Annotated in this window: 30 protein-coding genes; 21 read left to right on the forward strand and 9 right to left on the reverse strand. The window is 54.2% G+C overall.

The annotated features are described in order from the left end of the window. Positions 1–383 precede the first annotated feature (383 nt). From AKJ29_RS10705 to AKJ29_RS10775, 16 genes are all read left to right on the forward strand, one after another. A complete protein-coding gene (locus tag AKJ29_RS10705; protein WP_055190759.1) occupies positions 384–626 on the forward strand; it encodes a hypothetical protein in 243 nt (80 codons plus the stop codon). Further along, complete coding sequence (locus tag AKJ29_RS10710) at positions 623–1,414, forward strand: phosphoadenosine phosphosulfate reductase domain-containing protein (protein ID WP_200909152.1); 792 nt, start codon at positions 623–625, stop codon at positions 1,412–1,414. Before AKJ29_RS10705 ends, AKJ29_RS10710 begins: the two co-directional genes overlap by 4 nt. Before the next feature lie 11 nt (positions 1,415–1,425). After that, the gene (locus AKJ29_RS10715) at positions 1,426–1,899 is read left to right on the forward strand and encodes a hypothetical protein (RefSeq protein WP_055190761.1); all 474 of its coding nucleotides are present in this window, start codon (positions 1,426–1,428) and stop codon (positions 1,897–1,899) included. A gap of 11 nt (positions 1,900–1,910) precedes the next feature. Beyond that, a complete protein-coding gene (locus AKJ29_RS10720; RefSeq protein ID WP_139231535.1) occupies positions 1,911–2,336 on the forward strand; it encodes a DUF4314 domain-containing protein in 426 nt (141 codons plus the stop codon). A gap of 11 nt (positions 2,337–2,347) precedes the next feature. Beyond that, positions 2,348–2,740, forward strand: a complete 393-nt coding sequence (locus AKJ29_RS10725; RefSeq protein WP_055190764.1) for a hypothetical protein — start codon at positions 2,348–2,350, stop codon at positions 2,738–2,740. Positions 2,741–2,768: 28 nt separating this feature from the next. Next, the gene (locus AKJ29_RS10730; RefSeq protein ID WP_055190765.1) at positions 2,769–3,086 is read left to right on the forward strand and encodes a hypothetical protein; all 318 of its coding nucleotides are present in this window, start codon (positions 2,769–2,771) and stop codon (positions 3,084–3,086) included. Position 3,087: 1 nt separating this feature from the next. Further along, positions 3,088–3,420 (forward strand): hypothetical protein, encoded by a 333-nt coding sequence (locus tag AKJ29_RS10735; protein WP_055190766.1) that lies wholly within the window; start codon positions 3,088–3,090, stop codon positions 3,418–3,420. 68 nt (positions 3,421–3,488) lie between these two features. After that, positions 3,489–3,698 (forward strand): hypothetical protein, encoded by a 210-nt coding sequence (locus AKJ29_RS10740; protein ID WP_055190767.1) that lies wholly within the window; start codon positions 3,489–3,491, stop codon positions 3,696–3,698. A 39-nt stretch (positions 3,699–3,737) separates the two neighbouring features. Continuing rightward, positions 3,738–4,382 (forward strand): DUF6927 domain-containing protein, encoded by a 645-nt coding sequence (locus tag AKJ29_RS10745; protein WP_055190769.1) that lies wholly within the window; start codon positions 3,738–3,740, stop codon positions 4,380–4,382. Beyond that, a complete protein-coding gene (locus tag AKJ29_RS10750; RefSeq protein WP_055190770.1) occupies positions 4,375–4,962 on the forward strand; it encodes a DUF6878 family protein in 588 nt (195 codons plus the stop codon). Before AKJ29_RS10745 ends, AKJ29_RS10750 begins: the two co-directional genes overlap by 8 nt. Beyond that, positions 4,963–5,418 carry a DUF6915 family protein gene (locus tag AKJ29_RS10755; RefSeq protein ID WP_055190772.1) on the forward strand — a complete coding sequence of 152 codons (456 nt, stop codon included), beginning with the start codon at positions 4,963–4,965 and terminating at the stop codon, positions 5,416–5,418. Then, positions 5,415–5,735 carry a hypothetical protein gene (locus tag AKJ29_RS10760; protein WP_055190774.1) on the forward strand — a complete coding sequence of 107 codons (321 nt, stop codon included), beginning with the start codon at positions 5,415–5,417 and terminating at the stop codon, positions 5,733–5,735. The genes AKJ29_RS10755 and AKJ29_RS10760 overlap by 4 nt, the downstream gene beginning before the upstream one ends. After that, complete coding sequence (locus tag AKJ29_RS10765) at positions 5,728–6,033, forward strand: DUF5983 family protein (protein ID WP_055190775.1); 306 nt, start codon at positions 5,728–5,730, stop codon at positions 6,031–6,033. The genes AKJ29_RS10760 and AKJ29_RS10765 overlap by 8 nt, the downstream gene beginning before the upstream one ends. Continuing rightward, positions 6,023–6,277: a zinc finger domain-containing protein gene (locus AKJ29_RS20670; protein ID WP_074963836.1), complete on the forward strand. Its 255-nt coding sequence runs from the start codon at positions 6,023–6,025 to the stop codon at positions 6,275–6,277. The genes AKJ29_RS10765 and AKJ29_RS20670 overlap by 11 nt, the downstream gene beginning before the upstream one ends. A 427-nt stretch (positions 6,278–6,704) precedes the next feature. After that, the gene (locus AKJ29_RS10770; RefSeq protein ID WP_055190777.1) at positions 6,705–6,995 is read left to right on the forward strand and encodes a hypothetical protein; all 291 of its coding nucleotides are present in this window, start codon (positions 6,705–6,707) and stop codon (positions 6,993–6,995) included. A 245-nt stretch (positions 6,996–7,240) separates the two neighbouring features. Beyond that, positions 7,241–7,804, forward strand: a complete 564-nt coding sequence (locus AKJ29_RS10775; RefSeq protein ID WP_082392576.1) for a DUF3299 domain-containing protein — start codon at positions 7,241–7,243, stop codon at positions 7,802–7,804. A 4-nt stretch (positions 7,805–7,808) separates the two neighbouring features. On the opposite strand, the gene AKJ29_RS10780 is transcribed toward AKJ29_RS10775, so the two are convergent. The 5 genes from AKJ29_RS10780 to AKJ29_RS10800 form a co-directional block, all read right to left on the reverse strand. Further along, complete coding sequence (locus AKJ29_RS10780; RefSeq protein WP_055190781.1) at positions 7,809–8,771, reverse strand: alpha/beta hydrolase; 963 nt, start codon at positions 8,769–8,771, stop codon at positions 7,809–7,811. A gap of 3 nt (positions 8,772–8,774) precedes the next feature. Next, on the reverse strand, positions 8,775–10,409 hold the full coding sequence (locus tag AKJ29_RS10785; protein WP_152972444.1) for an RcgA family putative transporter: 1,635 nt from the start codon (positions 10,407–10,409) through the stop codon (positions 8,775–8,777). A 93-nt stretch (positions 10,410–10,502) separates the two neighbouring features. Further along, positions 10,503–11,039, reverse strand: coding sequence for a hypothetical protein (locus AKJ29_RS10790; RefSeq protein ID WP_055190785.1), 537 nt, complete (start codon positions 11,037–11,039; stop codon positions 10,503–10,505). Next, the gene (locus AKJ29_RS10795; RefSeq protein ID WP_055190787.1) at positions 11,036–11,536 is read right to left on the reverse strand and encodes a DUF2726 domain-containing protein; all 501 of its coding nucleotides are present in this window, start codon (positions 11,534–11,536) and stop codon (positions 11,036–11,038) included. Before AKJ29_RS10795 ends, AKJ29_RS10790 begins: the two co-directional genes overlap by 4 nt. Next, complete coding sequence (locus AKJ29_RS10800; protein ID WP_052463939.1) at positions 11,524–11,799, reverse strand: hypothetical protein; 276 nt, start codon at positions 11,797–11,799, stop codon at positions 11,524–11,526. Before AKJ29_RS10800 ends, AKJ29_RS10795 begins: the two co-directional genes overlap by 13 nt. A gap of 442 nt (positions 11,800–12,241) precedes the next feature. Here AKJ29_RS10800 and AKJ29_RS10805 point away from each other — a divergent pair, with 442 nt between their 5' ends. Next, positions 12,242–12,487, forward strand: a complete 246-nt coding sequence (locus AKJ29_RS10805) for a hypothetical protein (protein WP_161805403.1) — start codon at positions 12,242–12,244, stop codon at positions 12,485–12,487. A 25-nt stretch (positions 12,488–12,512) separates the two neighbouring features. Here AKJ29_RS10805 and AKJ29_RS10810 read toward each other — a convergent pair whose 3' ends face one another. Beyond that, positions 12,513–13,073, reverse strand: a complete 561-nt coding sequence (locus AKJ29_RS10810; RefSeq protein ID WP_055190791.1) for a class I SAM-dependent methyltransferase — start codon at positions 13,071–13,073, stop codon at positions 12,513–12,515. Between the two features lie 460 nt (positions 13,074–13,533). Next, complete coding sequence (locus AKJ29_RS10820; RefSeq protein WP_139231531.1) at positions 13,534–13,896, reverse strand: hypothetical protein; 363 nt, start codon at positions 13,894–13,896, stop codon at positions 13,534–13,536. 167 nt (positions 13,897–14,063) lie between these two features. On the opposite strand from AKJ29_RS10820, the gene AKJ29_RS18790 reads away from it, so the two are divergent. The 3 genes from AKJ29_RS18790 to AKJ29_RS10835 all read left to right on the forward strand — a co-directional run bounded on the left by AKJ29_RS18790 (position 14,064) and on the right by AKJ29_RS10835 (position 16,309). Further along, positions 14,064–14,432: a helix-turn-helix domain-containing protein gene (locus AKJ29_RS18790; protein ID WP_071196556.1), complete on the forward strand. Its 369-nt coding sequence runs from the start codon at positions 14,064–14,066 to the stop codon at positions 14,430–14,432. Further along, entirely contained in the window at positions 14,429–15,715 is a 1,287-nt protein-coding gene (locus tag AKJ29_RS10830; protein WP_055190797.1) for a type II toxin-antitoxin system HipA family toxin, read from the forward strand. The genes AKJ29_RS18790 and AKJ29_RS10830 overlap by 4 nt, the downstream gene beginning before the upstream one ends. Positions 15,716–15,892: 177 nt before the next feature. Next, positions 15,893–16,309: a PH domain-containing protein gene (locus tag AKJ29_RS10835; protein WP_055190799.1), complete on the forward strand. Its 417-nt coding sequence runs from the start codon at positions 15,893–15,895 to the stop codon at positions 16,307–16,309. Here AKJ29_RS10835 and AKJ29_RS10840 read toward each other — a convergent pair. After that, positions 16,306–16,824, reverse strand: coding sequence for a lysophospholipid acyltransferase family protein (locus AKJ29_RS10840; protein ID WP_055190801.1), 519 nt, complete (start codon positions 16,822–16,824; stop codon positions 16,306–16,308). The two genes, AKJ29_RS10835 and AKJ29_RS10840, sit on opposite strands and share 4 nt — an antisense overlap. A 4-nt stretch (positions 16,825–16,828) precedes the next feature. After that, positions 16,829–17,398 (reverse strand): LabA-like NYN domain-containing protein, encoded by a 570-nt coding sequence (locus AKJ29_RS10845; RefSeq protein ID WP_055190803.1) that lies wholly within the window; start codon positions 17,396–17,398, stop codon positions 16,829–16,831. Positions 17,399–17,633: 235 nt separating this feature from the next. Here AKJ29_RS10845 and AKJ29_RS10850 point away from each other — a divergent pair, with 235 nt between their 5' ends. Further along, positions 17,634–18,743 carry an OmpP1/FadL family transporter gene (locus AKJ29_RS10850; RefSeq protein ID WP_152972445.1) on the forward strand — a complete coding sequence of 370 codons (1,110 nt, stop codon included), beginning with the start codon at positions 17,634–17,636 and terminating at the stop codon, positions 18,741–18,743. Positions 18,744–18,761: the final 18 nt, after the last annotated feature.

The following is an 18,761-nucleotide window of genomic DNA, read 5'->3' on the forward strand; positions in this document are numbered from 1 at the left end:
AAGCCCCATAGTGCTGATGGTCTGTGCGGACCCATTAGAGGCATAGGTGGTGGTGGAGGAGCTGCCACCGGCCCGGGGTTGAACCGCTTCAAAGGTTTGTTGGCCTTTCAACCCTCCCCCTTGGCATCACACCCCTGCACTTTTTGCCAGTTTTGGGACAAGTTATTGTTTTTATTACCATTTTTCGCCCTCCTTTCTGACTTTTTCGCGTTTTAGTGGCTAATTTCTGGTGTCTACATGTATATGTATACCTGATCCCGCACCCTGGGTCAACCCCCTATTTTCATTATTACATATACTTTATTTCTGGTGTATATGTTTATTCCCCTTGTGTTAGTCGTGGTGTATATGTATAACCGTATGTAGAGAGACGGAGCAAGCACATGACCGGATACAGAGCCACAATCGCCCAACTTGTCGAAATCGACGCCGCCGAAATTCAGGCGACAAAAGACGTGAGCGGTTCCCGCGTTAACATCATTCTCCGCAAAATCCGTCGCTATAACCAAGCGCAGGACGCGGCCCCAAAATTCGGCCTCCTCGGCGTTGGGATCATCAGCTTTGCGGACAGCCGTCTCGCCAAATTCTCACAGCGCATCGAGCCAATCGTGGGAACCAAACAATGACCCCTGAAACCGAAAACCTGATCGCCGAAGGCATGACAAACATGCCTGCCGAAATCCGCGAGATGGCCGACCTCGGCGCTCTGTTTGTAGTGAATCATAGTGCAGGCAAGGACAGCCAATCCATGATGATCTACCTGAAAGAAATCGGCATATCACCAGAGCAAATGCTCGTAATTCACGCCGATCTGGGCGAAGTCGAATGGGCCGGAAACTTGGACCACATTCGCAACACAGTAGGCAACGTCGAAATCATCACCGCCGAAGCGAAAACCAGCTTCTTCGAGATGGTTGAGCGCCGCCAGATGTTCCCAAGCCCATCGCAACGCCAATGCACCTCAGATTTGAAAAGGGGGCCGATAGAGCGCGAAATCCGTCGCTATCTGAAGGCACACCCTGAGTTTCGCGGCCTCGTGGTCAACTGCATGGGAATGCGGGCGCAGGAAAGCGCGTCTCGCGCGAAAAAAAGCGCGGTGCAGTTTTCCAATCGCAACAGCAAAGCCGGACGCCATTGGTTTGACTGGCTCCCGATCCACCACCTCACCACAGCGGAAGTGTTTCGCATGATCGAAGATGCTGGCCAGCAACCCCATTACGCCTACCAGATGGGCATGACGCGCCTGTCCTGCTGCTTCTGCATCATGGCCTCAGTGAACGACCTTACCGTTGCTGCAAAGGCCAATCCCGAACTCTACGCCCGTTACGTCGCCACTGAAAAGCGCCTTGGACACACCTTGAGCATGTCCAGAAAGCCGCTCGAAGAAATCACCGGCATCAAAGCCGCTGCATAAGGACCGTCACCATGAAAATCGAACTGAAATCCGTCAAACACGCCGCCTTCGCCAGCGAAGAAACGCAGTGCTACAGCGCAAGCCTCTGGGTTGACGGCAAGAAGATTGGCACCGTGTCCAATGAAGGGCGTGGGGGCTGCGATAGCTTCAACGGCGATAGGGGCGCATACAGCAAGGCCGATGAATGGTGCAAAGCCAACCTTCCTAAGTGGGAAGGATTTGACGGCAAGATGATCGAAACCGACCTCGAAATGCAATGCGGCAACCTCTTGGACGAATGGCTCACCACCCGCGACCTCAAACGGGCAATGGGCAAGAAAATCCTGTTCCGGAAGCCTGACGGCAACGTCTACGAAATCGCTCACAAGGGGCAGAAAGACGCTGCAATCGCGATGATCCAGCGGGATCACCCGAAGGCTGAAATCCTCAACACAATGCCTCTGGAAGACGCTCTTGCGATCTACCGCACCATTGGCGCGGCATAAGGAAAACCACCGTGAAAAATCAACCACCAGCACCATGCAAAGAGGGTGATCGGATCGAACTAATCCAGATGGCGTCTGACGATCCATGCCCAATCCCAGCGGGAACACGCGGCACCGTTATCTCGGTCTGCTTCTTTCAGAACAGCCACCAGATCACGGTTGATTGGGATGCACCCCGCTCTTTGTCCTTGGTCTGCCCACCGGATCAATTCCGCATTCTACCGCCTGAGCGCGAATACACGATGGATGTGAAGCTGTTCACCTCAATCCGCGTCAAAGCAACCAGCCAGGAAGAGGCCGAACGCATGATCCAAAGCGCCCTCGACGGCGCAGAGGCCAACTTCGGAGCATGGGAGACAAGCGGCGACCCAATCCTTTCAACCGTGTCCACTGATGGAACACCCGATCTGATTGAAATCGACGGCGAAGCCGTCTGAAGGAGCAACACATGGCAAACTATTCACCAGTGCTGCGCAGCAACCCTTTCCGCGTCAAAGACCGTGAGGCCTTCGCTGCGTGGCTCGAAGACGGCATCGAAGGCGAGTTGGATGTGGATTTCATCCGTGATGAACCAGATCAGCTTGTAATGTACGGCTATTCCGATGTTCCCAGCCACGACCAGAATGGCGAGGAAATCGACTTCTTTGCCGTGCTGGCCAGCCACCTGAAACCCGATGATGTGGCCCTTGTCTTCGGCATTGGCTCCGAAAAGCTGCGCTATCTTGTCGGCTTTGCCTACGCCGTCCACTCATCCGGCGACGTGATCGAGGTGAACCTCAACCAAATCTACCGAGAAGCGGCAGAGAACTTTCCCGGCTGCACCATCACTGAGGCGTGGTGAAACCACGCCGCAATAGAGGGTATCTATTATGACCAAGACGCTATCCACCTATGCCTACGGCGACATAGTAAATGCTCACCTGGGCAAGCTGATCGCATTCACACCTGTTGTATGCGAACACGGGATCGCGCTGGGCATCGCGACTGCCAACGAGCCTGGCTACCACCCCGTTTCTCCAACCCATTACTGCGTTCCTGATTGGGACGTGGCATCCGCCGAAGCAGAACGGCTCAACACCCTTTACGGCCACACCGTCGAAGCCGCTGAGCGCATCGTCGCCTCAAGTATGGCCGCGAGCAATCGCAGGAAATCCGAAGCCGCTGTTGGCGGCAAAGAGGACGCATAAGATGGCCTTTGAAAACCAAACCAATGCCGACCGCGTTCAAAAGATGATCGACCTCTTTGGACACATCCTGAAGTCAGCGCGGTCCAATGGGTCCGACAATCAGGCCATGCGGGCCATGATGCTGCCCTTGCTTGAAGTTTTGGCCGCGAACGGATTGCCCGATGCGCTGGGCGAAGGTTCAGCACCCCAAGGGGCTAATATGCCTCTACTCACAGCCGGAGAGCGGGCCGCTCTGCACTTGGCCGACAAATCATCACTCCGGGATCTGATAGCGGCCCTGCTGGGCCGTCTGGAAGCGCATGACGCACGTCTTGCGGCACAGGACACCACGTAGACCCCGCGAAGCCCCTTCAAAGCCCCCACGAGGCCCCTCCGAGGCCCCTACAACCGAAAGGAACCACCATGAGCCTGAACGACAACAAAACCACCGTCACCCTCGACACCCGGCAACTTGCCGCTGTGTTGGCCGGTTTGCGCCTGATCCAGGCCGAACTGCCCCGCAGCGAGTTTCTGCCGCATGGGGTTTCAGAAATCTACGACGATGGCGGAACCATTGACCCGCTGTCAGCCGAAGAACTCGACAACCTCTGCGAGACCATCAACTGCGCCTGAAAAAGGCTTTGAGAACAAAATAGCAACAGGAGCAAAGACATGGGCTGGACAAGCTATTGCACCCCACCTTCTGACCCAAAAGCGGAACTGATCCGCATTATCGAAGCCAGCACGCAAGACGGGCCAACCTTTGAGGTGGTCCAGACCTCAAAGCGCGGCGCGATCTTCTACTTCGCGGTGAAAATCACCCCTGTTGGCACAGACCCCAGCAGCTATGCGCCCTATACGCTCGATGCAGATGGCACCTACACCATTGGGGCGGTAGCCCAAACCAACCGATACCGTGGTGAATGGGGCTACAAGCTGACCGAAGAGACACAAGGGCCGGTTCTGTCGGATGCTCCCATTTCCCTGATCGAACGGCTGTCTGATCTCCCAATGTTCCCCGACCAGGACACGGGCGCAGATTGGGCGACCAAATGGCGAGCGCGTTGCATCAACAACACCAAACAGCGGTCCAGCGGAAAGCTGTCACATGGCGACGTGATCGAGTTTCACGAGGATCTGAACTTTCAACGCGAAGGCGTTGGAGAAAGTAGGAAATTCCTCATCGTCAAAGAACCCACATGGAACGGTCGCAAGCGCACTGTTTTCAAGTGCATATCCACCAATACCCGCTGCCGCATCTATGGCGCACTGAAACGCCCTCATACGCTCCACAAGGGAGGCGCTGGGCATGGATAAGCGCATCTACCACGGCTGGCGCATGTACCGCTGTAGGGTCATGTGCGACGGCGAAATTGGCGTCAACCATCTTCGACGCCCGAAGTGGTTTCCCGCCAACTCCCCCATCAACAGCACATGGATCACCCGCGAGGAAGCAGCCAGGACGCTGCGCCTAGAGCGTAACTTTGAACCCCAAGAGGCCAACATGAACGACGTAATGATCCCCGCACCGACCGACCTTGCCGGCCATATTGAAACACTCGAATCCGAAGATGAAACCCGCGCGAAGCTGCGCAAGGCGCTGGTTGCGCTGGGCGTCACCAAAGCCGAACTCTGCTACAATGGCAGTGGTGATGAAGGGAATATTGAGGAAGCGACCCTTTCCACCGAGCAGAAGGCCGAACTCTCAATTCCATACGATCTGCACATTCGCCTTACCGATTGGGCATGGGACTTCGTGTGCGGTTACCACTCAGGCTTCCAGGACAACGATGGTGGTTTTGGCACGCTGACATGGGACATGGCGACCGGCGCGATAACCCTCGATCACAACGACAATGTGATCGACTCGGTTCAAACGCTCCGCGAGGGCGTGTAAATGGCCCACCCGCTGCACCATGCACAATCTTCAGCTCGACGCTTTGGCGGCGAGCCTGAAGACTATCAGGCTATCCATGACTGGTTTGATGCAACCAAGGAACACATGGCGTTCTTTACCCATCGCGCGGTGCGCCACAACACGATGGGCATTTTTGAAGCCGAGCGGTTGTTTGGCACTGCGATCATAAACAGCGCTGGGCGCACCGTTCCGGTTCGCTTCATCGGAGAACAGCACGTCAAAGAGGATTGCCGTGGCCGCATACCATCGCTGGCCGATTGGCTTAGCCGCATTCAACCTGCGCCGTGGATGGCCAACGGTCATATCGACAACCACCCCAACCCGATCATCGGCGACCCAGCCGCCGCGTGGCGTGACGCCGTTGCGAAGCAAGAAACCAACATGGGTCTGGCCGACTGGCTGGCCATGAAATCAATGGAGCAAGAAGCAGCATGACGCCTTTACCGATTGAACTCGACTTGACGCTGGATGATTGGCAGGCCGAGGACGGCTCCGTCCCGCCAAACCCTATCCAGGCGAAGCTCAAGATCCAGAACAACCGGATCGACCTGGAGTTTCACGACGGTCGATCTGTCTGGATCGAACAACAGGACGGCAAGATCCGCATTCACGGATACCTGTCTGAAGAAACAGGCCACCATGAACCTATGAACCTCGACATTGAAGACACCCAATTCGTCGTCAGCACCGACGCTCCGGGCGATCTCCAGTTTGAGCGGGTCATCAAAATCGAAAGCGACAAAGATGGGTAACACTGATGCTAACACCACTGCTAACACTATTCCTTCTCAGCATGGCAACATCCGGCCATTTCTTGATCTCAGCACGGCGCACCTGCGCTACCCAACCACACAATGGCTTTCCAGCCAGCCAGGCACGTTCGAGAGCGAGACTGGCTATGTGGTTTGGGTGCCAACCGAATTTTCACAGGAAACCACCTATCCAGACGAGCTGATGACCATTTTCAAGGCGGCGCTGGGCGTTGCTGATTACATCATGTTCGATCGGGATGGCCCGATGGATGAAAGGTTCCCCGTATATGACTGGTAAACCTACTGATTTCACAATTCACAGACACCCGGTACTTGCTGTTTATTGTCCGGACTGCCGCAAAGGGCCTGGCGCTTGGTGCGCCCGCCCAAGCGGGCATAAGGCCAGCGATTTCCACAAGTCACGGAAGATCGAGGCCGATAGGCTGTTCGTTGAAATTCACGGTGAAGACGCAAGCATTGAACGCGAAGGGTCTGGCTGGCGGATAGACCCAACTGGACGGGCTGACCAAAAGCCAGAATAGTTGTCATGATTGCGCTAGGCTTGCAGCAGCACCACAGGTAGAATCCTCGAAGCTATTGAAAGGCCCACAATGCGAGCATGGGACTATCCATTTCCTGTAGTCGTAATCAGATGTGACGCCTGCGGTCGCGCCGGGCGATATTCAAAGGCTCGGTTCGTTGAACTTGTTGGACGCGACACACAACTTCCCACCGCGCTGGGCATCATTGCCAAATCCTGCCCCAAGGCCAACAAACCCGCTGACGTTTTGCACGATAGATGCCGCGCGCACTATCCGGAGCTTGGCGAGCGCAAATCGCGCTGACTATAAATTCAAGAGTGATCCTTTGTGACATCGGAAAAGTAGCGTAAACTTTTACTCTGGAGTTTTACCTTAGCGAAGCTGCAAAACTTGCCGTAGGCTGCCCCAGAACGCACGGAGGCCTACCATGAGCCAGCAAAACAACCCGCTGTACAGCGACAGGACCAAGATCCAACGCGGCCTAATGTCTGTTGCAACTAGGGTCGATAGCCCAGACGATCAGTCTTTACTCGTGGATGCCGCGAACTGGATGTCCAAGTATGGCCTGGGCCACGCGGCCATAGATGCCGTCATGGCCGAAGCAAAGCGACTTTGCGACGATGCTACGTTGACGGCGCTTGAAGATGCAAAAGAGAGGGCAGTGCGCAGCGCGATAGAAGGCCGATCTCAAAAATCACCCCACACAAACTCTGAATAGTCACCAATTTATCAAACATGCCGGCATAGCCGCACACCACCGGGAGTTTACCACAGGGCGATCTCTCCGATATTTGAGGTCTCCGATATCGCCATGCTTCGGTCGATCCATTTTCTCCCAAGGTCGAACAATGAACCGACTGGAAAACTCCCGGTGGTGGCCCGTGCCATGACACCCTCGACTAAACCGCGTATTAGAGTTATCTTTTGTTTTGATAGTTAACTTTATCATGCTGAGGATATGCCATGTCGCCCAAACACCCTTTCCTATCCCGTCGATCCACGCTGCTCATGGGTATGAGCGGTGCGCTGCTGCCCACTGTCGCGAGTGCAGACAAGCCCGCCGCATTGACCATCCCTAAAGATGAGGTGAAGCCCGACGGGCCTCCTGCCTTGTCCTGGGAAGATCTCATTCCTCCGGGCACCCCTTATTCGGAGATCATTGCAGAAGGCGAAATCGACCGCGTGAATGATCGCTGGAAGCCAGTATTCGACGAACATGGCACCAAGCTGAACCACAAGTTTGACGGGCAGACCGTGCAGATCTCGGGCTTCATCGTCCCCTTTGGGGTTACCAAGGGTGGCGTCCGCGAATTTCTCCTGGCACCGCGCCAGTCAGTCTGTTCTCATGTCGCCCCGCCCCCGCCTAACCAGATCGTCCTGGCATCGTCTGAAGAGCCGATTCCGAGCAACCTTCTCTGGGCAGCCGTTCGTATGACGGGAACGCTCAAGGCCGAACCCCTGTCCACCTCGATCGCAGAAGTCGGCTACCAGCTATCAGTTGACCAGGCCGAAATGTTCTTCGGGTAAAACGCTATCCCGCCGCTTGGTGGGTCTCCACGTCTGACATTGAAAACAACTCGCCTATTCTTGCCACCACTCCATTCCGGATCTCCGGAACTTCAGAAAATACATCGTGCCTGGCGTTTGGTATCATCTCCAACCTTCCGCCAGGCCACCGCGACATACGATCTCGAACTGCCGAGATCTCGACCACCTCATCTTGCTCACCGCAGAAAGTGATGCACGGTATCTCTGGAGATGCCACTTTCGACAGTGCCTTGGTCTCTTTGAGCGTTTGAAACAGCCATCCCAGACTAGGACCACCGATCTGATGATCGGTCAGTGTCGTCGCCTGCCTAATGTAGTATTCATACATCTCCGCGTCGTTTGTCAGGCGGTTTGCCTCGTAGGGCGTGCTGAGAACGTAGCTGGTGCCATCGGTGCCCGGAGCATAGATATGCCCCTTCCCAAGCGTCTGAGCTGCCCATGACAACGGCCATGCCGCCGCTCGCTTCACAGCAGGCAGCTTGATGTTCCACATCGGGCCGGTGAAAGCACAAGCCGACATTGGGAAGCCGTCAATCAATGCACGCAGACCGATACAAGCGCCAAGCGAATGCCCAATCAGATACCACGGCTTCGGCAGGCTCAGCTCCTCTGCGGCTTCGATCATCGCCGCGACATCCTTGTGATAGTCAGAAAACCGATCCACATGACCTGTCATAGCGTCCGTTGTGGATCTATCGGCGAGGCCCTGGCCGCGCCAATCAATCAAGAACGTGCCGAAGCCTAACTTGCTCAGCTCTGTGATAGTGCGGCCGTATTTTTCGATGTATTCCGAGCGACCCGGAAATACGAAAACTGTGCCCTTTTGCGGGCTGTCAGGTTTCCACAAACCCACCCGAAGACGAACCCGGTCTTTGGCGTAAACCCAATAGGCCGACCCGCCTTCAGGGGCCTCTGCAATTTCAGGGTAAAGTGGTGCTTGGTCCATTATTCAATTCCCGCCGGTTTCCAGCTCTCGAAGTGGTGCCTGTTCAAACATAGGGTCGTACAGGCTGTACACGGCAACCAAGACACAAATGCCTAGTAAAATGGAAAAGCCAGAAATCTGCCCTATTAGCAAGAAGTTCACGCCAAGCAACATTATGACGGCGAGCATTTTCCACCACGGAATGCCACCCCTTACAACTTCGCCAATATTGGGAGCATGTTGAGTTCCGGAACCGCGCTGAACAACAGCGTGGATCTGGACAAAGCAAAAAAGAAAAACGCAACAGGTTGTAAACAGGAGAAGGAAACTGGTGAAGTTTGCCAACGCTCTTTGATCGAGCCAACCGTTTTCGATATCTGTCAGCCCCAATACCGACAGGGTATCGTTCCGCAACCAGTTCAGAATATTATCGCCATCCGAAAGCAAGTAAGTCGCCTGAAGTTTGATGCTGGTGGCAATGAAAATTCCCAAAATAGAACACCGAAAAGCAGCGCTCATAACCCTGGCACCGACGGCTCCAATCCGGCTCAACTGGTCATCCGTCACATACGACTTTGACGCGCGGCAGATGGCATTAAAGTCATGCACAATCATATACAGCAGCACCAAGCCAACCAAAAAAACCCAGCAGATCGCCGCTGTGTAGAGAAATGCCAACATGGAAAGAACAATGGCCTCTGGCGCCGTTATGACATCAGGACGGACAATCGCCATGATGTTCCAATCCACCATGATGTTGCCGGTTTCGCCTTGCAACAGGGCGCGCAAATGAACGCCCGACCATTGGACAACAAAGACGATCACAAAGCAGACGAATGTGACCGTCCAAAACGAGACTGCAAACGCCTCTACCTTGTCCTCCCAACTCTCCTCATTGTCAGCACCACCACACGCCGCGACGAGCGCTGAACGTCCCTCGTCTTTCCAAAAGGTGAGCAGATTTATCAATATGACCAGGAAAAGGGGCAGTATCACCAGCTCCAAAACTGTCCAGTTCGGTGCCCAGAGGAATCCGACCTGCTTATGCAGCCCGACAGATGGGCTGTATGTGACGCTATGAACGCCCATGATGTACGAAAGAACGCCAAGAGTGACGCAACCAGCCCATACTGAAGCTGGTAGATTCAATGGGGACTTTCCGCTGAAGAGTGACTCCGAAGCCCTTGCTAAGCTGAAGCGCCGACGTTCGGCCTGGTCATTGTTTACCACGGCCTCGGCGGGTCGCTCAGCAGGCTGATCGTCTACTTCAGGTGTTGCCGAAGCACCCGCCGCCTTCTTCCGTTTCCATCTCTTTGCGGCAAGACGCGCTTGAGCTTCGCCCAATGCTACCTGCCAATCACTCGTGGCTTCAGGATCATCGCAGCCGAAGACCCTGGCCAGCCAGCGGATGTTGTCGGGGCGAACCCCCCTATCGTTATCCTGAAACCATGTCTGGACAGTTCGCAGATCCACCCCGGCATGATTGCTTTCTATTTCCGAGATTGCCTCGGCAAGACTATATGGGGTCCAAGGTCCGTCGGGAAAGCCGTGTTTATCTAATGGCCGACCTGCACCAACCGAAGTCAGGTGCTTGAGCAATTCCTTAATATCACTCTCACCTGTCGGTGGTGGGACGTAGTATTTGTTTGGATTAATCACATGACTATCCGCGTACTCGTATTGAAATAATTTCGAAACCTATAATGTATGTATCGGAAAACACTTTTGAAACCTCGCGCTGGGCGTAGTGCTTTATCGCTTCACAGAGTCGTTCTTTGGCCTTGATAAAACGCCCTCAGGTGTGATGGACGAAATCCGCTCCGGGGTCGAACTGGACAGTTCCTCACCATCAGCAGACATCATCGCACGCGAGTATGGCGTCTCCTTCAGGACAAACCCGTCCGCCTCGATGTAGGTAGTATCGATCTCCGTTTGCCGCTTCACTCCCCCATCGTGACCAACCCTGATCCAGGTGCCCCCGACCTGGACATGAACATCGAACTCACTGACCACGATGCCTTTCCAGTAATCATCAGCGTCCCGCCGCAGGACAATTTTGTCCGGATGCAGCTTTATCTGAACGTCTTGGCTCCGATCACCAGCAGCGCTGGACACAACGCAAAAGACCTCCGTGTCCTTCGGATCATCTTTGATCGTTGCGCTTGCGTTCTTGGGAGACCACATTTTCGGCTCAGCTCTCAAGATGCCCTCCGGATCTCGGTGAAAGCCAATAAACAGCCGCACACGCCCCCAGGTGCGCTGAATACGCTTCGCCACCGAATTGCTCATGCCTTCATCCTTTGCTTGGCGTCACTACGGGAAGCGATCACTGACGCAAGGAGCTCCCCCACAGTGTCATTGTTGAACTCAGGAGGAACCTCGATCATGGGAACATCAGCTTCCATCAGAGCACGCCGCTTTTGACGATCTCTGCGCTGGGCATCGGTGCGAGATCTACGGGAATTTCCGTAGTGGCCTCCCCCTTGGTATTCGATTACCGCGACCGGTACGAAGCTTGCATCACACAAAACGAAGTCCGCTCGTTTAGCGTTGATACTGAAAAACTTGCGGCTGCTCTTGCATCTCAAAAATTCGCCATAGGATACCTGGCTCATGACGTGCCAACCGCGAGGTGCGAGTTTCACCAAGATCCAGAACAATCGGCGCTCGCTGCGATTCAACAGAGCTCTCGACGAAAATCTGGGTTGGCTCAGCTTTCCCGCGACGACGACAAGAACCGCGACGACGGCCACAAACACGGCCGCTATGGGAGCTAGATTTTGCATTGGCTGATATCCTTTGGCCCTCGTAGTGATCCCCAAAAGAACAACGGTGCGTCTTTCTGTGTCAGTGGCCGGTTGTCATGCCGCGACAGGTATTCGCGCTGGGCGGTGAGCCACGCCTGATATCGCCACCCTTTTCGCTCCCCGAAAGGATAGCCGGCACGAAGTGCGGCGCGGCGCTCCTCATAGGAAGCATCTGGGCCGAGTTCCGCATCGAGCTGGGCAATGTGCTTAAAGGCACGATCTGTCCATGTTTCTTTCGCCATTACCCCTTTTTGTCGCATTGCTTAAGTTAATTTGCAATTTGATTTTTAACGCTGAGAAGGGTAGTAGTGGGTCATGCTGGATGAACCTCTAACGCCACCAAAGCCTAAGAGCTTTCGATGTCCTTGTGACTTCGCCGCGAAAACTGGCAAAGATCCACGGGCGATGCGCCTTGTGGGTTTGGCCGACACCGTTCTCTATAATACAGTTCTGGTGACCATTGATCCTACCGAAGCTCCAATAAACCGCTTCGGAGACCAACAGCATTATGAGTTTCAACCTTGCAAACAAAACTGCAATCCACCGCCTCCTGGTGAGCTGCCCAAACCACCCTCTGATTAACGGATAAATCCTATGCCTTCGCACACAGTCGAACTTGAGTACGGTGGAACGATCCACACCACCTTCACTGCAATGGATGTCGCCGCTGGTACGGCCCAACCCATGAAAACGATCGACGACGCTGAATATTGGTTTGGCGAGCAATTCACAGACGAAAAAGGAGCGCTGGGCACCGCAACAGATCTTCAGTCCGGCCAAAAGACCTACTTCGCATGTTGCGCAACGTCATGGGACCGCTCGGGCAGTGCCGATGAATGGGAAAGCTTCACGACACAAAATCGCGCCGAAGCTGACCGCTTCATTGCCCGATACGCAATTCTTAATGGCTTAACTGAGCAAAGCGCGTGACACGCCACGCGCGGCCAGATGAGGTTCAGTTCACCCGGCGACGATAGAACGTGTAAGATGTTGCCGGAGGCATATTGCCCCAGATCTTCTGAGATCGCGTCCAGCCGAGCTGTAGCTCTTCTCGGACCACCTTCCGGATCGGCGGAAGCGGCCCATAGGTGAACTGGATGTATAGTCCACCAGGGCGAAGATTCTCGAATGCTGCGCCAACAATCTTCATCTGTGTTTCTTGATCCATCGACAACAGCGGAAGGCCACTCACAACAGCCTTAATGTTCGAAATTCCATGACGGCCAAGATGTTCGGCGCGATCACGATAGACGCGCAGGCCGGGAATTTCCGCCTCAAGGTGATCGCAAAAGACCGGATTGATCTCAAAGCTATGAATGTCATCCAGCGACACACCTGCCCCCAAGAGCGCGGATGTGATCTTACCGGTCCCCGCCCCAAGCTCGATAACGCTTCCTTCTCCTTCGGGCACCGCCTCTGCCATGCGCTGGGCCAGTGCTCGTGACGATGGCGCGACCGCGACCACTTCACCTGGCTTGGTAACAACTTGCTTCAGAAAGAGTCCTAGATCCGACATTCACCAATCCTCAATTAGTTATATATCGTTTCTATAATTAACTTTGTAATCCGTCTAGTGGGCACAAAAAAGCCCGGCAGGACTAACCAGCCGGGTCACAATGCAAACCAAAGAGGATAACTTCGGTTAAATCATTATTCCGTACCTACGAAAATGCTGTCCTTGGCCCACGTTGCCCCACACAAGTCTTTCACGGCTACCATACCATCCAATGCGATATGCGCCCCGTGCGAAGCACGACCTCGCCGTGAAGATCCGCTTACTGCCGCTACCCTTTCCAGAACCGCTTGTCGGTCGGTCTGGTCCGCCTCGTTGTAAACTGCAGTCAATAGATCAATAGCGGCAACGAGTTTGGCACAATGATCAGCGTTGATTTCGTCCGCTACCTCCGCTGTCGCGGGCGATCCAAACGACAACGCCAGTGCGACGACGCATAGACGTGGGTTCATATCGGAAACTCCTATTCTTTGATTTCGTTGACCATCCAACCCAAGTCGCCTTGGTACACCCGCGCTTTGACATCCGGAATCTCGTCCAGCATCACGTTGGCCCCATTGATGGGCGTCATATTATAGAGGCATACGAACCCGGTATCGTCGTCCTCTTTCTCACAACCCGTGAGCTCGACCTTTGCTGTGGTCTCGATCATACCCACCAAAATTGGGGGCATGTTGTCGCGAGTTCCATAGTCCGCCAGTGCGCGCTCCATGTTGACTTTGACCAGGTTGCGATATCCTTCTTCGATATCCGCCGCTGTCGGTTCTTCGTCGTTGCAACCAGCCAATAAAGCCGCCGCCATTACCATCATCAATGCTGTTCTCATAATTCACCTGTCCAAGGCCTGCCTAATCATCACTGTAGCAAAGACCGCTGCAAATCGTAACGTAAATCTTCAAATCACCTACTAACTCGCCGTAAGATTGCCGACGATTCGTTTAATGGTCAAAATTTTACTTGCTATGTTTTATAACGGTCATTATTTAGACCATTATGAAACAACAAACCTACACACCTGCTGTTCGTTCCACCTTAAAGACCTTGGGACGCAACATCCACATCGCTCGGCGCAAGAGACGACAGTCTCAACAAGATTTCGCCGACCGCATGGGTGTTTCTTTAGGTACGCTGAAACGGTTGGAGAAAGGCGAACCGGGCATCAGCATTGGGACGTTATCAATGGCCTTCCTTGCGCTGGGCGAACTGGAACGCCTGTCAGATGTGCTCGATGTCGCAGCTGATGACGCAGGCCTTCTGATGGACCAGGACACACTGCCCAAACGGATTAGAAAACCGAAAAAGACGAGTAAGTCTGGGTCTGAAAAACCAAACACCATTGACCCCAAAGGTATGACCCTATGAGCACCGAGAAATCAAAGATACGAGTAGCCATCGGCGCAAGCCTCATGCCAGTAGGAGAGCTGATTTTCGAAACCGACGGCCGTCGCCAAACCAGCGTGTTTACCTATGCCGACGAATGGCTAGAAAACCCTAACAGTTTCGAACTGGCCCCATCTCTGCCACTCAACGAATACCCTCAGATCTCGACGGGAAATCGGGAGAACCGCCGCACCGCTTTGCCAGGCGCAATCTCGGATACGCTTCCTGATAGCTGGGGGCGCGGGATCATTGCTAAGGTTCTCGGAGGAACACCAACGGAACTCGACTTTCTGGTCAGCGTCAACGACGCCACCAGGATCGGAGCGCTGAGGTTTCTTGACGATGACGGTATTCCCATGGCGCAGTGGACTGATCCCGTACCAAGGTTGAACCAACTTCCGGATCTCCGCAGGCTGGGTGCAGCCTACGAGTCTCAGGCCAAAAACATCAAAGAGGTTGCTTGGGAAATACTCGGCTCATCTGGCGGTCTGGGCGGCGCACGCCCCAAATCCGACTTTGACGACGACGGCACGTTGTCGATCGCAAAATTCACTTCTGTCCGCGACAACCTCCCTGTTGAACGAGCGGAGGTAGCAACGCTGAACATGGCCCGTCTGTGCGGTATCAACGCGGCCGAAGCTCGTCTTGAATTGCTCGACACCGATCACCCCGTAGCGATCATCAAGCGCTTTGATCGGGAAGGTGAAGGACGTAGGCACTATATCTCCGCACAAACCTTCCTGCAGGCTGGCCACCGCGACCTTAAACACTACACTGATCTGGCCGACTTGATGCGCGAATATGCCGCCGAGCCTTTGGATCAACTGAAGGAGCTGCATTCGCGGATCATGTTTGATTGCCTAATCAAGAACCAGGACAATCATCTTCGCAACCATGGCTTCCTGTATGCAGGCGGGAAGAACCAATGGGTGCTCTCCCCTGCCTTCGATATCAACCCCGTCCCTTCAAAGGGTCACGAGCTGGAAACAGGTATCAGTGAACTCAGCGGCAACGAAGGATCTGTAGAAGCCGCGATCGAGGCCGCGCCGTTCTTCGAGATCGATCAGGACGCCGCCGCCGTCCGCGCAAAGGAGATGGCACAAACCATCTCGGAGAGCTGGAAGCGCCTTTTCCGTCAGCAAGGAATGACCTCTGCGGCAGTAGCAGCGTACAGCCCTGCGTTCGAGCATAAAGAAATGAAGTATGCGCTGGGCATCGGCAACTCCGCTACAGCAACCAAGTCATCAGAGATAGATGGGCCATAAGCGAAACCCGCCAACTACTGGAGGTACGTTGACGGGCTTCATCTGCCGTGAGTGGTGTTTCGGTTCACTAAGATAAGCATAGGTTGTGGCTCCCGGTCAATAAGTTAATATTCATTTTGACATTTAACACATTTTATTGGATTTTCCGTTACCGAACCCAAAGGTGATGGATCTGCAATGTCTGCTGAAAAGAATGCTTCCGAAGTTCTCTATGTGAGCCGTCCAGTGATGTTTCGGGACAAGCCGTTCCGCTTTGCTTTCTACCTGATTACGACACCAATTCTCATAGGGTTAATTGGCTTCGGAGTCTGGTATCTCGCCTGCCTGGCCAACCGGCTCACCGTTACCAAACACCAGATGACACGCGAAGTGGGTATCTTGAGCAAGGAACGAACCGAAGTGGCCTTGGAAAGCATCAGGTCGGTCAACGTAAAACAATCGCTGATGAACCGGATTTTTGACACCGGGCAAGTATCAATCTCGACCATTGGCGACAATCCGGAAATCGTTCTTTCCGGATTGCCCCGACCAAATGAAATCCGAACGATTGTGAATGACAGCCGCGATAACCACGCTGTTGCTGGAACCGCTTAAAACTCAAGCCGTATTTTCGGCCACAAGCGATCCCCTTCCGGAGCAAAGAGCTTGCTCTGGTCCGCCCCACTGATGGAAATAGACACAATACTCGCCTCTGAACGAGAGGCGAGCCATTGATATCCGGGCATCCACTCTTGCGTCTCTGATGGTCCCACTATCCTGCCCTGAGGAAAAATTGCCACCGAGTCGCCATCCTCCAACTTCTTGGCCAGCGCCCTGATACCGAACGGATGGTTGCCGTTCATTGCCACTTGTTCGCCGAGCCCAACAAGGCCCAGAACAATCAGACCATAGCGGGTGAAACGGATTTCTCTGCTTTGTCTGTTCGAGATCGGGAAACACAGTCGCTCTGGTGACGCAAGCGCGACGATGATCCCATCCAGAAAGGATTGGTGATTGCATACCAGCAACGCTCGACCCTCCCTAAGCTTTGCCAACGTCGCGGGTCGATAGACAACCTCAACACGAAGCACAGACAGCGCCCATCGCCGCCACAACGCAATCCGCGTCATCGATTTACGTCCTCTCGCGCTCGATCTGATCCCTCAAATCGTCCAACTCTACGAAGAAGTCAGCCTGGCGGCGCAAACCATCAGACACATTGTCGCCTTTCATAGTTCCCACGACGGTAACTCGGGCCCCAATCCGCTGCGCCTCTTCCACAGCTGGGGCCAGTGATCCATCGCCAGTGAACAGTAAGATGTGATCAATTCGCGGCGAGTCAGATACCAGCTTTAGTGCAATACTGACTGCCATGCTTCCGCGCAGCCTGGTGCGGCCGGAACCATCGTCATACGGTCGAACAAAGCGTGTATCGACCACAAACCCATTGTAAGCAAGAAAGTCCAAAAGTCCTTTCAGGGCGCGCTCTGCCCCATCTTCACCATCTTCGATTTTCGATGCTGCGAGTGAAAAGTATCGCGCTCGAACGAGATGCGTTTGCTCTTGCACCACCTTCCGCAGCTTTTTGAAGTCAAGGGTCCAACCGACTGCGCGGCTTGCGGCGGCTGTAGAAGCGCCATCGATCATCAGAACAGTCCGATCTGCTACTCGAAGTCCAAAGCCTTTTTGGGATGCCTTATTCATTGGGTCGCGCCTCCTTTTCCGTTGGTTAAACAGATAGGCGTTACCCCTTCTTAAGTCAATTATTGTTTTGACTATTAACTTTAGGATAGCCGCGAGACGCGCGGAAATATTGATCTTGGCAAAGATGCCGCCCACCCGGCTAGATTGATAGCCACATAGGGTTCAGGCCTTCTACTCACCCGAGAAATCGTGTTAACACCTGATTTACAAATTAACGTGGTGAAAGTGAACAAGTATGACCCAGACAAGAAAGAGGTGTATCCAGCAGACAACTACAGCAACCACGGCGCTGCTGCTCACCGCAACAATAACTTTTGCAGGCGGAATTGAACGCCAAGGCGACCCTTCACAGATCCTGTTTGAAGAAGGCAGGAACTACCTCGAATTTTCGGCGATCACCGTGAACCCCACCATTTCAGGGAACCCGCTTCCCGGCATTCCCGCTGGCCCTACGGGCAATATCGCCAATAGCTATCAGACCTATGCCCTCGGATATAAGCACCAGCTGAACGATCGGATCGCGCTGGCCCTCGTCATTGACGAGCCCGTTGGAGCGTCCTTGGCATACACCAGCCCGCTCGCGTTCTTCGGTGGATCAAGCGCAGAGGTATCGTCCATCGCCTATACCGGCATGGCCAAGTACCGAGTGAACGAACGGTTCAGCGTCTATGGTGGCTTGCGCCTCGTGGGCGTTGACGGGGATATTACTGTCAATTCACCCGTCACTATATCCAGCCCTTATAATCTGAGCGTAAGCAAAGACTACCAGGTCGGCTATCTTGCCGGTGTTGCCTATGAGATCCCGGATATTGCGCTGCGTATCGCTGCAACTTACGAATCCAAGACGACTCATGATTTTCGCGACAACACGGGCGCTCCGTTCGAAGTTGAGATCCCGCAGTCTTTCACGCTGCACGCACAAACCGGGATTGCCCCCAAGACCTTACTCTTCGGTTCGGCACGGTGGCGTGAATGGTCGAAATTTAATGTGCAACCGCCAGACTTCCTTACATTCGTTCCTGGTGTTGGCCCCAAGAACAGGCCTGTTGCCAGTGGCACCAGCAATATCTGGACCTATGAGCTGGGCGCCGGGCACAAATTCACCGACAATTGGAGCGGTGCCGCAGCCATTGGCTATGAAAAGGATCTCGGAGACACCGTAGGCAATTTCTCAGGCACTGACGGCTACATCAGCTATGGGTTGGCCGTATCCTATGAAACCGACGACTGGAAAGTGACAACAGGAGTCCGTTACATTGATCTTGGCAGCGCAGATTCTTCGGTCACGTCGTTCTCCGGAAACAGCGCCGTATCAGCCGGTGTGAAAGTCAGCTATACGTTCTAATCGAGCAGCCGGGGCGCG

Origin of the sequence: Aliiroseovarius crassostreae, assembly GCF_001307765.1 — a bacterium.
In the GTDB taxonomy this organism is placed as follows: Bacteria; Pseudomonadota; Alphaproteobacteria; order Rhodobacterales; family Rhodobacteraceae; genus Aliiroseovarius; species Aliiroseovarius crassostreae.